This window comes from Novosphingobium rhizosphaerae (assembly GCF_050920675.1).
In the GTDB taxonomy this organism is placed as follows: domain Bacteria; phylum Pseudomonadota; class Alphaproteobacteria; order Sphingomonadales; family Sphingomonadaceae; genus Novosphingobium; species Novosphingobium rhizosphaerae.
The window spans coordinates 3803555-3818161 of sequence record NZ_CP137861.1 but is presented as its reverse complement, the minus strand read 5'-3'; the positions used below and the strand labels follow the sequence as shown (position 1 = coordinate 3818161).

Genomic DNA, 14607 nt, shown 5'->3' with positions numbered 1-14607 from the left:
CAGGTTGCGATGGCCACGGCAGGGCATGTTCCCTGCGGCCAAACACCCCCATCGCCCCTGATGACAGGGCGCAAAGGGCCTGCTAACGGCGGCGCATGACCGACCTCGCGCTGATCCGCAATTTTTCCATCATTGCCCACATCGACCATGGCAAATCCACCCTGGCCGACCGCCTGATTCAATACACCGGCGGCCTGGCCGAGCGCGAAATGACCGCGCAGGTGCTGGACAACATGGATATCGAGCGCGAGCGCGGGATCACCATCAAGGCGCAGACCGTGCGCCTGGATTACAAGGGCAAGGACGGGCAGACCTATCAGCTCAACCTGATGGACACGCCCGGCCACGTCGACTTCGCCTATGAAGTGAGCCGGAGCCTGGCCGCCTGCGAAGGCGCGCTCTTGGTGGTGGACGCGGCGCAGGGCGTGGAAGCGCAGACGCTCGCCAACGTCTATCAGTCGATCGAGCATGACCACGAGATCGTGCCGGTGATCAACAAGATCGACCTGCCTGCCGCCGAGCCGGAAAAGGTCAAGGCCGAGATCGAGGAAGTGATCGGCATCGATGCCAGCGATGCCGTGCTGACCAGCGCCAAGGCCGGCATCGGCATCGAGGAAGTGCTCGATGCCGTGGTGGCGCGCATTCCCCCGCCGGGCGGCGATCGCAATGCGCCCTTGAAGGCGATGCTGGTTGATTCCTGGTACGATCCGTACCTGGGCGTTGTCATCCTGGTGCGCGTGATCGACGGGGTCATCAAGAAGGGCCTGCAGGTCAAGTTCATGGCCGGCGGGACCGAGCACCTGATCGACCGCGTGGGCTGCATGCGCCCCAAGATCGAACAACTGGCCGAACTCGGGCCGGGCGAAATCGGCTTCATCACCGCGCAGATCAAGGAAGTGGCCCAGGCCCGCGTGGGTGACACGATCACCACGGTCAAGGGCGGCGCGGCCGAGCCGCTAGCCGGCTTCAAGGAAGTGCAGCCGGTGGTGTTCTGTGGGCTGTTCCCGACGGACGCGGCCGACTTTGAAAAGCTGCGCGATTCGATCGGGAAGCTGCGCTTGAACGACGCTTCGTTCAGCTTTGAAATGGAAACCAGCGCGGCGCTGGGCTTCGGCTTCCGCTGCGGCTTCCTTGGGCTGCTCCACTTGGAAATCATCCAGGAGCGCCTGAGCCGCGAGTACGACCTCGACCTGATCACCACGGCGCCTTCGGTGGTCTATCGCCTGAGCATGACCGACGGTTCCACCCAGGAACTGCACAACCCGGCCGACATGCCCGACGTGGTCAAGATCGACACGATGGAAGAGCCGTGGATCAAGGCGACGATCTACACGCCCGACGAACACCTCGGCTCGATCCTCAAGCTGTGCCAGGACCGCCGCGGCATCCAGACCGGCCTGACCTATGTCGGCGGGCGCGCGCAGGTGAATTACGAGTTGCCGCTCAACGAAGTGGTGTTCGATTTCTATGACCGGCTCAAGTCGATCAGCCGTGGCTATGCCAGCTTTGACTATGAGCAGATCGGGTTGCGCGAAGGCGATCTGGTCAAGATGAACATCCTGGTCAACAACGAGCCGGTCGACGCGCTGAGCATGATCGTGCACCGCAGCCAGGCCGAAGCGCGTGGCCGCGCGCTGTGCGAGCGGCTCAAGGACCTGATCCCGCGCCACTTGTTCAAGATCCCGATCCAGGCCGCGATCGGCGCCAAGGTGATCGCGCGCGAGACCATTGCCGCGATGCGCAAGGACGTGACCGCCAAGTGCTATGGCGGGGACATCAGCCGCAAGAAGAAGCTTCTGGAAAAGCAGAAGGAAGGCAAGAAGCGGATGCGCGAGTACGGCAACGTGCAGATCCCGCAGGAAGCCTTCATCGCCGCACTGCGCATGGGCGAGGAGTGACGTCTGCGCGGCGCGGCGGGGAACCGAACGCGCCGCCACCCGGTTGAGACGGCACGAGCCAACCGCTTTTGCCGCCCGACCGGAGGACGCTTGCCCATTTTTCGCCTGATCCGCTCTGCCTTGCTGGCGCTGTTGATGCTGGCCGCGCCAGCTGCCCATGCCCAGCTGACACCGACCGCTTCCTCCAGCGCCGCGGCACCGTCAGACCCCTATGGCCGCGAAACCCCGCGATCTTCGGTAGCGGGCCTGATCCAAGCCCTGGCCGGGCGCGACTATGAACGCGCCGCACATTTCATGTCGGTGCGCATGGACAACCCGCGGTTGACCAACGGCGCCGAGGAACTGGCGCGGCGCCTGCAAGTGCTGCTCGACAAGGGTGGCACCTTGCGCGCGTTCGGCGCGCTGTCGAACCAGCCGGTGGGCGACCTGACCGACGATCTGCCGTTCAACCGCGAGCAGGTCGGCACGATGAAGGTGGGCGAGGATAAAGTGCCGGTGATGCTGGCCAGCAGCCAGCAAGGCCAGGTGGTGGTATGGCGCGTGGCGCCCGAAACCTTGCAGATCCTGGCCAAGGCCGATGTCCCGCGGGAGGCGCCGGCAGCCAGCACCAGTCCCGATAACTGGATGATCGGTGGCGCGCCGGTCAGCGATTGGGCGATGCTGCTGGGCCTTGCCGCGGTCAGCTTTGCCGTGTTCCGCCTGCTTGCCGCGCTGGTCTTGCTGGTGGTGCGCAAGGTGATCCCGCGTTGTCAGGATAGCGCGGTCTATCGCTTCCTTGCCGCCGCGCTGCCCCCGCTCAGCCTGTTCCTGTCGATCATGATCTTCTTCATGTGGGCCAACCGGCTGCCCGTGGCGATCGTCGCGCGGCAGACCCTGCTGCGCTATGGCGGCACGGTGGCGCTGGTCGCGCTGGTGTGGTTCGCGCTGCGCCTGATCGATGCAATCGCCGAACTGGCGACGCGGCGCCTGCACCACTACCAGCGCCGCCAGGTGATTTCGGTGGTCAACCTGCTGCGGCGCGGGGCCAAGCTGCTGTTGCTGGCTTTCACCGTGGTGGGCGTGCTTGATACGTTTGGTATCAACGTTACCACGGGGATCGCGGCGCTGGGCATCGGCGGTATCGCCCTGGCGCTGGGCGCGCAAAAGACGGTGGAGAACCTTGTCGGCAGCGTGACGGTGATTGCCGACCAGCCGGTGCAAGTGGGCGATTTCTGCAAGGTGGGCGATGTTTCGGGCACGGTGGAGGACGTGGGCATCCGCTCTACCCGCATCCGCACCAACGATCGCACCCTGGTGACCATTCCCAATGGTGATTTCGCCGCCCGGCAGATCGAGAATTTCGCCACGCGCGACCGCTTCCTGTTCAACCCGGTAATCGGCATTGCCTATGGCCTGACCGTGGCCAAAGTGCGCGAGGCGGTGGACATCGTGACGCAAGCCTTGCGTGATCATGACGGCGTGCTCAACGATGGCATCCGCGCCACCTTCACCAATTTTGCCGATACCGCGCTGACGATCGAAGTGTGGTCCTATCTTGCCGGGCCGGATTACAACAAGGCGATGCTGGCGCGACAGGACGTGCTGTTGACCATCATGGAAAAATTCGAAGCGGCCGGCATCGCGCTGGCCCAGCCGACGCGATCGGTCATGGTGCAGGGTGGCATCCCCTTGCCCACTTCAGAGGATGTGCCGGTCAACTAAGCTGCTGTTCAACCCAGCAGCCGGGCGGCCACCACGGCCATGGCAACCAGCGTTCCTGCCCCCCAGATGGCGCGCGTGATCGGGCGAACGAGCGCGGCCCATTGCGGTGATGGTTCGATCGGCGCCGGCGGCTGGGTCAGCCGTTGCACGGCCGCGCGCAGCAGGCGCGGCGCATCGTTGCCCATGTGCGCCAGTTCCAGGCCAAGCGCGCGCACGATCGGCTGCCAATGATCGGGCGAAAGCCGCGCCGCCACCAGGCGCAAGGTTGACCGGCGCAGCGCGGCGGCAAGGTCGAACCCCGGCTCGATGCGGGTCAGCACGCCATCGATGGTGACCAGGGCCTTGAAGATCAGCAGCAAGTCTGACGGCATGACGATGCCGGTTTCGCGCAGCAGCGGCAGGAAATCGGCGACCATCGGCGCCAGGCGCAGGCTTTGCCCACCATGGGTTTCCACCAGGCGGCGCGCCGCCGCCGCCACGGCCGCGGGCGGTGCGCTGCCGCTTTCGTCCCAGGTGGCCAGCACATCGGCCATGGCGGTATCATCAGCGGTGATCAATGCCTGGGTAAAGCGGATGAATTCCTCCCGCCGCCGGGGCGAGACCTGGCCGACGAGGCCCAGGTCGAGCAGGGCGATGCCGTTGCCGGGCGTGCAGCGCAAGTTGCCGGGGTGCGGATCACCATGAAAGCGGCCGTTGATCAGCACCATGTCGAGCACGACGTCGGCGCCCAGTGCGGCGATGCTGGCCGGATCGATCCCCGCCTCCAGCAAGGCCTGGGCACTGGTTGGCGCAACGCCGGCCACATAGTCCATCACCAGCACGCTTTCGCTGCTGAGGGGCCAGTGGATTTCCGGCACGATCACGCGCGGGTTGCGGGCAAAATCGGCGCGCAGCTTGTCGGCATTGCGGCCTTCGACGGTGAAATCCAGTTCCTGGCGCAGCGCGTCGGCCAATTCGGCTGCCATCGCGCCGGCGCGCAGGCGGCGGGCCTGGGCGTTGGTCCGCTCGGCCAGCGCGGCGGCGCCGGCGATCAGGCGCAGATCGGCCAGCATGGGGGCGGCAATGCCGGGGCGGCGGATCTTGACGACCACCGCGCGGCCATCGTGGAGAGTGGCGCGGTGTACTTGCGCCATGGAGGCGGCGGCCAGCGGCGCTTCGTCAAAGCTGGCAAAGCACGCATCGACCGGCGCGCCGAGCGCCTGCTCCAGATCGGGCCGCAGCGCGGCAAAGGGCAGGGTGGGAGCCTGGCTTTGCAAGCGCTCCAACTCGGCAATCCATTCGGGCGGCAGCAGGTCGGCCCGTGTCGCCAGGATCTGACCCAGCTTGATCCAGGCGGGCCCCAATTCTTCCAGCGCCAGCCGCACGCGCCGGGGCGTGGTGGCGGGATCGCCGTCCCCGGCATCGGCACTTTCCCCGCTGGGCAGGAACCGGGCCGCCAGCCAGCCCAGCCCGTGGCGGGCCAGGATGCGGGTGATTTCGGCAAGCCGGGCACTGTCGGCCGCGCGGCCGGGGAAAGAATGCATCATGCCCACCAAGGTAGGGGCGCGATTGGTGGGTGCAACCGCCTGCCGCCTAACCCGTTACGACGACTTCGGCATGGGCGAAGGCACTGGCGATGTCTGGCGCAAGCGGTTGATCGGTAACCAGCACACTCACGCTGGCGCAAGGCGCAGTGGCCATCAGGCCATAGCGCCCGAACTTTGACGCATCTGCCGCCAGCAGCACGCGCCCTGCCGTGGCATAGGCGATCCGGCTCATCGTTGCCTCGCCCGCGTGAAAATCCATCAGCCCGCGATCGGCGCTGACGGCGCCGACGGACAGCAGGGCAAGGTGCGGCGTGAACCCGGCCACGTAATCCTGCGCCTGGCGATCGGAAAAGGCGCGGTATTCATAGTCCATCTGCCCGCCGGCCAGGAACAGCCGGTTGCCGTTGATCCCGCCCAGCGCAGTGGCGACGCCGAGCGAATTGGTGATCACCGTCAGGTCGGTGTGCTGGCGCAGTGCCTGGGCGATATGGAACGTGGTGGTGCCGGCATCGATGAAAATGATGTCGCCATCGGCCACGAAGCGCGCGGCGGCTTGCGCAATGCGCTTCTTGGCATCGACATTTTCGTGCAGGCGACGGTCGAGCGGGCCTTCGGTTTCGCGCCGGGCAAGACGCACCGCGCCGTGCAGGCGTTCCACCCGTCCGGCCGCCTCGAGATCGCGCAGTTCGCGGCGGATCGTCTCGTCCGACACGTCGAGATCGCGGGCCAAGGCCGTGATCGCCAGTGTCGTGCCCGAACCGAGCAGTGCCAGCAGGCGGTCCTGGCGATCCTGGCGCTTGATGCTCATCGTTGCGGTGTGCTTTCCCGTTGGTCCAGCGTCAGGTCTGCCAGAATGGGGAAGTGATCGGAAGGCCAGCCCGCATCCTGGTGGTCGGTCAACGCGGCATAATTGCGCACCCGCCAGCCGCGCACCAGGATGTAATCGATGCGATCCTGCGCCTGGCCGGTGAAATCATGGAACGTGGCTTCCGGGCCAAGCGGGTTGGCGGCGCGTTGGCGGCTATCGGCGAGGTTTGCGGTCAGCGTGGCATAGGCGGCGCTGTCTGGCGTGGCGTTGAGATCGGCGGTCAATACCACCGGCAACGCGCCGGCGAGCGCGGGCAGGCGTGCGGCGATCATCCGTGCACTTTGCGCGCGGGCCGTCTCGTCTTCCTTGTCGCGGTTGGCCAGGTGAGTGTCGATCATCAGGAACGTGGTGCGGGTCGCGCTCCGGCGCTGGAACACGGCCCATTGTACCATGCGCGGCAACGTCGCGCCCCAGCCCAGGCTGCCGGGCACATCCGGCGTGGGGGAAAGCCAGAACACGCCGTGGCGCAGCAGGTGCAGCCGGTCATGGCGATAGAGGATGCCCATGTGCTCGTCGGCATGGCCGCCAAAGCGATCGGGGCCGAACCAGCGCCAGTGCGGCAGATGGCGCACCACGGCATCGCCCTGGCGGCGATAGAGTTCCTGCGTGCCGATCACATCGGGATCGGCGGCCCGGATCGTGGCGAGAAACAGCGGCTGGCGCCTTGGCCAGATGTTGATCCCGTCATCGGGTGAGGGCCAGCGAACGTTGAAGCTCATCACCCGCAGTGCGCCGGCCGGCCGGGGCGGCGGTGCCGCCCATGCGGGCAGGGGGGAGAGGCTGGCGGCAAGCAGCAAGGCCAAGGCGCGCAGCCGGGCCGGAATGCGGTTTTCGATCATGCTGACCCATTTGGCGTTTTTGATGAAATTTCGATGACAATGTTTGCAAATCCTCAAAATTGCAAAACATCTCATCAGAAAATGTGGATGTGTCATGGAATCGTCGTGCGGTGCGCCTAGGTGCCGCTGCACAAGGCGCCGTCTTGACGGGTGCCGACGATTCGCCGCCAGGCCAAGAATTCGCCAACAGGCCAACAACTCAGCAACAGGGAAGTCCTTCGATGACCGATTTGCCGATCCTTTCCGGCATGCCCCGCCGTGCGCGCTTGCTGCGTGGCGCTGCGCTCGCTGCCATGTCGCTGGGCGGGCTCGCCGCCCCGCTGGTGGCCCATGCCACCGCCACCGCGCCCGCCGATGGCTTGCCCGCCCCCAGCAGCGAGGCCGATGCCGACGGCAACACCCGTAGCATCGTCGTTTCGGGGCAGGCGGCACGCACCGTGAAGCTGGAAGCGCCCGGCACCACCGCCGTGCTTGCCCCCGAAGACCTGGTGCGCCAGCCCAATGTCAGCGTGGTAGATGCCCTGGCGCGGGTGGCGGGGATTTCGGTTTCACCCACCGACTTCTTCGGCACCCCGTCTTCGGGCAATCACGGCGGGCTGGATGGCGCGGCGCGCGGCGGCGCCAGCTTCGTCTATGTGCGCGGGCTATCGGGTTCGTATAACGTCAACCTCGTCAACGGCGCCAATGCCGCCCAGGGCATGCCCTATTCGCGCGAGATCCAGCTCGATCTGCTGCCGCCGGTCGGCCTTGCTGCCGTGGTCGTGAGCAAGACATCGACGGCCGACATGGATGGCGACGCGATCGGCGGTACGATCGATTTCCGCACGCCCAGCGCCGACAATTTCAAGGACGGCCATCTTGGCCTCACGCTTCAGGGCGGTGTCAGCCAGTATGGCCTGGATTACCATGTGCCGGCCGGCAGCGGCCTGGCCCAGGGCGAATACAGCACGCATTTTGGCGCCGATCACCAGTTCGGCATCTATGCCACCGGCTATTACGGCAAGCGCTACTTCGCTTCGACCATGGTCGATTTCCAGGCGGGGCAGTGGGAGTATGCCGTTTCGGAAGGGGAGCAGGGCAGCAACCCGGCAGGCTTCAGCAAGGCCGACAACCTGCTGCTGACCAGCACCAACGCGCAGTTTACCGAAGGTCACCAGACCCGCTTTGGCGGCGCGCTCTCGCTGGATTGGGACATGGGCGCCACCAAGCTCTATCTGCGCGGAACGGTGGCCGAATCCAACATCCGCCAGATCGTCTATCAAAAGGGCATCCAGGCCGATCACTATTCCTCGCCCACGGTGCGCCCCGACGGGCTCTATCAGAACGGGGAAAGCGATGCCGCCTATCACTATTGGGTGGAAACGGCTCCGGCGGAATCCGCGCTCGATACCGCCGAACTGGGCGGCAAGACCAGCGACGGGCCGCTGACCCTGGATTATGCCGCATTCTGGAGCTGGGCCAAGAGCGCCGCGCCCGACCATGCCGAAGTCTCGTTCGAAACCAGCGCAGCCAACCAGCTTGGCGGCCCGTTCAGCGTGACCTATCGCGATGGCTATCCGATCCCGGCCTTGAGCGCGGCGCAGCTTGCCCGGCTTAACAACAGCAGCCTGTTCCTCAAGGCCGACGGCAGCGGCGAATATACCACCTCGCGCAGCACGGCCAACAAAGTGGGCGGGCGCCTGGATGCCGAACTGGCAAGGGGCGGCCTGGTGCAGGCGGTGAAAGCCGGGGTAAAGTTCGTGCGCAGCAGCCGGGCAAGCTATTCGCGCGACTATAGCGGCCTGGAATTCATCGACACCGGCACGCCGCTGAGCGCCAGCCCGTTTGCCCGCAACACCATCGCCGCGATCGACAAGAAGTATTATCCCTATTCGTTCGTGCGCTTCGATGGGGACGCGCTGACCGGGGCGGCGGCATCGGCCGCTTCCGCCGTGACGCTCAGCCCCGACGATTACAACGGCAACACCCTGTCGGGCCATGAAAACGTGTGGTCGGCCTATGTGCTGGCGCGCATGCAGGCGGGCGGCGTGGCGATCCAGCCGGGGCTGCGGTTCGAGCACACCACGATCGACAACCGTTTCTGGAACACGGTGAGCGTGGACGATGGCGCCACGGCCACCACGTCATCGGGTTGGGGCACCAGCCGCACCCGCTATGACATCCTGCTGCCCAGCGTGCACGCCGATTGGCATCCCTGGCAGGGTGGCATCCTGCGTGGCGCGATCTGGCGCAGCTATACCCGCCCGGCGTTTTTCCAATTGGCTGGCGGCACGCAGACCGAGCTGAACAGCGATGGATCGGTGAGCATCACCCAGGGCAACCCCGATTTGCGCCCCGTCACCTCGTGGAACTTCGACCTCAATCTGGAACATGAGTCCCACGGCTTCAGCGGCTCGATCGCGGCGTTCTACAAGGCGATCGGCAACTATCTCTATGATCGCGGCACCAGCTATCGCGCCCAGGAAATCGCCAGCACCGGCGTCAGTTCGATCAGCAAGCCGATGAACGGCGGGAACGCGGCGCTCTATGGCCTGGAACTGGCCGGCCGGTTCCAGTTGAGCGCTTTGCAAGGTTGGGTTTCGGGCTTTGGCGTTTCGGGCAACGTGACGTTCCAGCACTCCTGGGCCCACCTGCTCGATTCGGGCACCGATGCCACCCAGGCGATGCAGGGCGTGCCCTCGTTCCTGGCCAATGCCTCGGTGTTCTACGAAGGGAAGAAAGTGTCGGCCAACCTGGCTTACCGCTACAACGGTTCGCTGGTGGCGGCCTATCGCTTTGGCACCTGGGGTGGCGCGGCGATGAACGATACCCAGCGGGCAACCCACAGTGTCGATGCCTCGGTCGGCTATGCGCTGCGCCCGGACGTGCGCCTGTCGCTTCAGGCGAGCAATATCTTTGACGATATCAGCTATTATCGCACGGTGAGCGCCACCAGCGAAGCGGTGCCGCAGATCGTGCGCTGGGGCCGCACGTTCCAGGCCACGCTTTCGGCTGCGTTCTGATCGCTGCCGCAGCCCCCGGGCCGGGCCGGCCTGGGGGCCACCGCTGGACTCGCATGCGCAAAATTGTTAGGCAAGCAAACGAGTGGAGCGCGCCAGATCGCTTCATCCGTGCGAGAGGAAGCGCCATGGACACCGTGTTGTCAGCCCGCCCCGAGGCGATCGATCCCATCGAAGAAACCGCGCGCCAGGCGCCCGCGTTGATCCGCTATCTGGGGGAGGGGAATTTCGTCACCCGCCGCTATGTGAGCCAGGGGGCCGAAATCAACACCGGCACGTATACCGATCATGCCGTGGTGGTGCGCGATGGCATGCCGATCCGCGATCACTTCACGCTCGACACCCATGGTTTCATGCTGGGTCGCCACCAGTCCGCCGTGCGGGATTTCCATGACCGGGCCGATGTCGACGCGCATTACTTCGCCGAAGTGGAAGCGCTGGTGGCGCGGATGTGCGGCGCCGATCGCGTGGCGGCGCAAGGCTGGATGATCCGCACTTCGGCCGATCTTTCCGCCCGCGCGCAAGAGAAGGTGGCCAATTACCAGCACAACGGCGGTATTCAGCCGCCGGCCGGCGAGGCCCATGTCGATTACAACCGCCCCACCGCGCGCCGTGCCGCGCAGCGCATGCATGACCAGCGCTTTGCCGATCGGCCAGGCTATGCCCGCGCGATCTGTTTTTCACTGTGGCGCACGTTTTCGCCCGGGCCGCAGGATTGGCCCCTGGCGGTGTGCGACGGGCGCAGCGTGGGCGAGGCGGAAACGGCCTCCAACACGCTGTTCGTGGTGGACGAATTTCCGGTGGGCGACGCGCTGACGGCCCCGGTGCCGGGCGAGGAGGACATGATCGCCGCCACGATCTTCCGCTATTCCCCCGCGCACCGCTGGTGGTATTTCGCCAACATGGCGGCCGATGACGTGCTGCTGTTCAAATTCAACGACAGCGACGAAAGCGTGACCTGGCGCTGCCCGCACACCGCGTTCCACGACAGCAGCCTGCCCGACACCCAAATCCGCAGCAGCATAGAAGTGCGCTGCATCGCCTATTTCGATTGACGAAAGCCCCTTTCGCACGCGGGAGGGGTAAGGGCCCAAAGTTTGGCTTGGGGGCGCTTAACCAATTCGCCCTGTCGCTGCGGGGGGCGGCTGTGCCAAAGGCGGCGCCATGAACATGCCGTCGCTCACCCATCTGCAACGCCTTGAGGCCGAGGCGATCCACATCATGCGCGAAGTCGTGGCCGAGGCGCAGGCCCCGGTCATGCTCTATTCGGTGGGCAAGGACAGCGCGGTCATGCTGCACCTCGCGCGCAAGGCGTTCTATCCTTCACCGCCGCCGTTCCCGCTGTTGCACGTGGACACCACGTGGAAATTCAAGGCGATGTACGAGCTGCGCGATCGCATGGCGCGCGAAAGCGGCATGGAACTGCTGGTCTATCAAAACCCCGAAGCCAAGGCGCGCGGGATCAATCCGTTCGATCATGGCGCGCTCCACACCGATATGTGGAAGACCGAAGGGCTCAAGCAGGCGCTCGATCTCCATGGCTTCGACGCGGCCTTTGGCGGCGCGCGGCGCGACGAGGAAAAGAGCCGCGCCAAGGAACGCATCTTCTCGTTCCGCACGGCCAGCCACGGCTGGGACCCCAAGAACCAGCGGCCCGAGCTGTGGAACCTCTATAACGCCCGCAAGAACAAGGGCGAGAGCATCCGCGTGTTCCCGATCAGCAACTGGACCGAGCTGGATATCTGGCAGTACATCCACTTGAACGACGTGCCGATCGTGCCGCTCTATTTTGCCGACGAACGCCCCACCGTGGAGCGCGACGGCATGCTGTTGATGGTGGACGACGATCGCTTCCCGCTGCGGGCCGGGGAAGAACCGGTGATGCGCTCGATCCGCTTCCGCACGCTGGGCTGCTATCCGTTGACCGGCGCGGTGGAAAGCACGGCCAAGACCTTGCCCGAAGTGATCCAGGAAACCCTGCTGACCACCACCAGCGAGCGCCAGGGCCGCGCCATCGACAAGGATGCCGGCGGCGCCGGCATGGAAGTGAAGAAGCAGCAGGGGTATTTCTGATGCCGGAAACGATCACCGACGTGGCCGACGTCATCTACAAGACCGATGCCCTGATCGCGCAGGATATCGACGCCTATCTGGAAACCCATCAGCACAAGACGATGCTGCGCTTCATCACCTGCGGGTCGGTGGACGATGGCAAGTCCACGCTGATCGGGCGGCTGCTGTATGATTCCAAGATGATCTTCGAGGATCAGCTGGCCGCGCTGGAAAGCGACAGCAAGAAGCAGGGCACCCAAGGCCAGGCGATCGATTTCGCGCTGCTGGTCGATGGCCTGGCGGCCGAGCGCGAGCAGGGCATCACGATCGACGTGGCCTATCGCTTCTTCAACACCGAAAAGCGCAAGTTCATCGTGGCCGATTGCCCCGGCCATGAACAGTATACCCGCAACATGGTGACCGGCGCTTCCACCGCCGATCTGGCCGTGATCCTGATCGATGCGCGCAAGGGCGTGCTGGTGCAGACGCGGCGCCATTCCTACCTCTGCCACCTGCTGGGCATCCGCAACATCGTGCTGGCGGTCAACAAGATGGACCTGGTCGATTACAGCCAGGCCCGCTTTGACGAGATCGTGGCCGATTACCGCGCCTTTGCCACCAGCATCGGCATCGACACGTTCACCGCGCTGCCGATCTCGGGCTTTGCCGGCGACAACGTGACCGCGCCATCGGCCAACACGCCGTGGTACACCGGGCCCTCGCTGATTGCGCACCTGGAAACCGTGCCGGTGCGCGGGGCCGACGATCTGGCCCGCCCGTTCCGCATGCCGGTGCAATGGGTCAATCGCCCGAACCTCGATTTCCGGGGCTTTTCCGGCCTGATCGCCAGCGGCAGCGTCAAGCCGGGCGATGCCGTGCGCGTGCTGCCCTCGGGCAAGACCAGCACGGTTACCCGGATCGTGACGCTGGAAGGCGATCTTGACCAGGCGCAGGCGGGGCAGGCGATCACGCTGTGCCTGGCCGACGAGATCGACTGCTCGCGCGGCGACGTGCTCGCCCTGGCCGACGCTCCGCCCGAAGTGGCCGACCAGTTCCAAGCCACGCTCGTGTGGATGGCCGACGAGGCGTTGACGCCGGGCCGCGCCTATTGGCTCAAGCTAGGCACGCAAACCGTTTCGGCCACCGTGCGCACGCCCGAATATGTGGTGAACGTCAACACCATGGAGCATCTGGCGGCCAAGACGCTGGAACTCAACGCCATCGGCGTGGCCGAAGTGGTGACCGACAAGCCGCTGGTGTTCGAGCCCTATACGGAAAGCCGCACATTGGGCGGGTTCATCCTGATCGACAAGATCAGCAATGCCACCGTTGGCGCCGGCATGCTGGAATTCAGCCTGCGCCGCGCGCAGAACGTGCACTGGCAGGCGCTGGACGTGACGCGCAAGGCCCATGCCGCGCTCAAGATGCAGCAGCCGGCCGTGCTGTGGTTCACCGGGCTGTCCGGCTCGGGCAAATCGACCATCGCCAACCTGGTGGAAAAGAAGCTGCACGCGCTGGGCAAGCACACGTTCCTGCTGGACGGCGACAACGTGCGCCACGGGTTGAACAAGGACCTGGGCTTTACCGACGCCGACCGGATCGAGAACATCCGCCGCGTGGGCGAAGTGGCCAAGCTGATGACCGACGCCGGCCTGATCGTGCTGACCGCGTTCATCAGCCCGTTCCGTGCGGAGCGCGAGCTGGTGCGCAGCCTGCTGCCCGAAGGCGAATTCATCGAAGTGTTCATCGACACCCCGTTGGAAGACGCCGAAAAGCGCGACGTGAAGGGCCTCTATAAAAAGGCGCGCAGCGGCCAGCTCCAGAACTTCACCGGGATCGACAGCCCGTACGAGCGCCCCGAAAACCCCGAAATCCGGGTGGACACGCGCCGCGAAAGCCCCGAAGACGCCGCCGAGCGGATTGTCGAGCGGGTGATCGGCGCGTGGATGCCGGTGATCTGATTGGACAGGCAGGGGGGCAAGCGATGGACGATCTGGCGCTGGCGCGGCATCTGGCCGCAGGGGCGGGGCGCATCCTGATGGATTTGCGTGCCGCCGGCACGCACGAGGGCAAGGCGCTGGGGGCGCAAGGTGACGTTCTCGCCAACGCGTTCCTCATGGCCGAAGTGGCGGCGCACCGTCCCGATGATGGCGTGCTGAGCGAGGAAACCGCCGACACACCCGCGCGGCTGGCCAAGAACCGGGTGTGGATCATCGATCCGCTTGATGGCACGCGCGAATATGGCGAAGGCCGCAGCGACTGGGCCGTGCACGTCGGCCTGGCCGTGGACGGCAAGGCCGTGCTCGGCGCCGTGGCGCTGCCGGGGGAAGACCTGGTGCTCGACAGCGCCGGCATTGCACCACTGCCGCCCATGGCGCCCACGCCGCGGCTCCTGGTCAGCCGCTCGCGCCCCGCGCACGAGGCGGTGGAAGTGGCCAAGGCGATCGGTGGCGAATTGCTGCCGATGGGCAGCGCCGGGGCCAAGGCGATGGCCGTGGTGCGCGGGCAGGCCGAGATCTACCTCCATTCGGGCGGGCAATACGAATGGGACAATTGCGCGCCGGTGGCCGTGGCGGCCGGGGCAGGCCTGCATGTCTCGCGCATCGATGGTTCGCCCCTGGTCTACAACAACCGCAACACCTGGCTGCCCGATTTGTTGATCTGCCGCCGCGAATGGTCCGAACGGGTGCTTGAGGAAGTGGCCAGGATCGGCGATTGACGCAG

At 65.6% G+C, this 14607-nt stretch carries 10 protein-coding genes; 7 read left to right on the top strand and 3 right to left on the bottom strand.

Annotated features, from left to right (window positions below; genetic code table 11):
* Window positions 1-95: 95 nt before the first annotated feature.
* Together lepA and R9J51_RS17240 are read left to right on the top strand one after the other, a co-directional pair.
* The gene (lepA, locus tag R9J51_RS17245; RefSeq protein ID WP_168557632.1) at window positions 96-1898 is read left to right on the top strand and encodes a translation elongation factor 4; all 1803 of its coding nucleotides are present in this window, start codon (window positions 96-98) and stop codon (window positions 1896-1898) included.
* A 90-nt stretch (window positions 1899-1988) separates the two neighbouring features.
* Entirely contained in the window at window positions 1989-3599 is a 1611-nt protein-coding gene (locus R9J51_RS17240; protein ID WP_218843504.1) for a mechanosensitive ion channel family protein, read from the top strand.
* A gap of 8 nt (window positions 3600-3607) precedes the next feature.
* Here the strand turns inward: R9J51_RS17240 and R9J51_RS17235 are convergent, their stop codons facing one another.
* The 3 genes from R9J51_RS17235 to R9J51_RS17225 are packed head-to-tail and all read right to left on the bottom strand — an operon-like array spanning window position 3608 to window position 6832.
* Window positions 3608-5125 (bottom strand): AarF/UbiB family protein, encoded by a 1518-nt coding sequence (locus R9J51_RS17235; protein ID WP_179505225.1) that lies wholly within the window; start codon window positions 5123-5125, stop codon window positions 3608-3610.
* A 46-nt stretch (window positions 5126-5171) separates the two neighbouring features.
* A complete protein-coding gene (locus R9J51_RS17230) occupies window positions 5172-5933 on the bottom strand; it encodes a DeoR/GlpR family DNA-binding transcription regulator (protein WP_179505224.1) in 762 nt (253 codons plus the stop codon).
* Window positions 5930-6832 (bottom strand): endonuclease/exonuclease/phosphatase family protein, encoded by a 903-nt coding sequence (locus R9J51_RS17225; RefSeq protein WP_432787612.1) that lies wholly within the window; start codon window positions 6830-6832, stop codon window positions 5930-5932. The genes R9J51_RS17230 and R9J51_RS17225 overlap by 4 nt, the downstream gene beginning before the upstream one ends.
* Before the next feature lie 221 nt (window positions 6833-7053).
* On the opposite strand from R9J51_RS17225, the gene R9J51_RS17220 reads away from it, so the two are divergent.
* From R9J51_RS17220 to R9J51_RS17200, 5 genes are all read left to right on the top strand, one after another.
* Window positions 7054-9834, top strand: coding sequence for a TonB-dependent receptor (locus R9J51_RS17220; protein ID WP_179505223.1), 2781 nt, complete (start codon window positions 7054-7056; stop codon window positions 9832-9834).
* A gap of 125 nt (window positions 9835-9959) precedes the next feature.
* The gene (locus R9J51_RS17215; RefSeq protein WP_179505222.1) at window positions 9960-10886 is read left to right on the top strand and encodes a CmcJ/NvfI family oxidoreductase; all 927 of its coding nucleotides are present in this window, start codon (window positions 9960-9962) and stop codon (window positions 10884-10886) included.
* Between the two features lie 115 nt (window positions 10887-11001).
* Window positions 11002-11904, top strand: a complete 903-nt coding sequence (cysD, locus tag R9J51_RS17210) for a sulfate adenylyltransferase subunit CysD (protein ID WP_168557790.1) — start codon at window positions 11002-11004, stop codon at window positions 11902-11904.
* A complete protein-coding gene (gene cysN, locus R9J51_RS17205) occupies window positions 11904-13844 on the top strand; it encodes a sulfate adenylyltransferase subunit CysN (protein WP_168557638.1) in 1941 nt (646 codons plus the stop codon). The genes cysD and cysN overlap by 1 nt, the downstream gene beginning before the upstream one ends.
* Before the next feature lie 23 nt (window positions 13845-13867).
* Window positions 13868-14602, top strand: a complete 735-nt coding sequence (locus R9J51_RS17200; RefSeq protein WP_179505221.1) for a 3'(2'),5'-bisphosphate nucleotidase CysQ — start codon at window positions 13868-13870, stop codon at window positions 14600-14602.
* Window positions 14603-14607 lie beyond the last annotated feature (5 nt).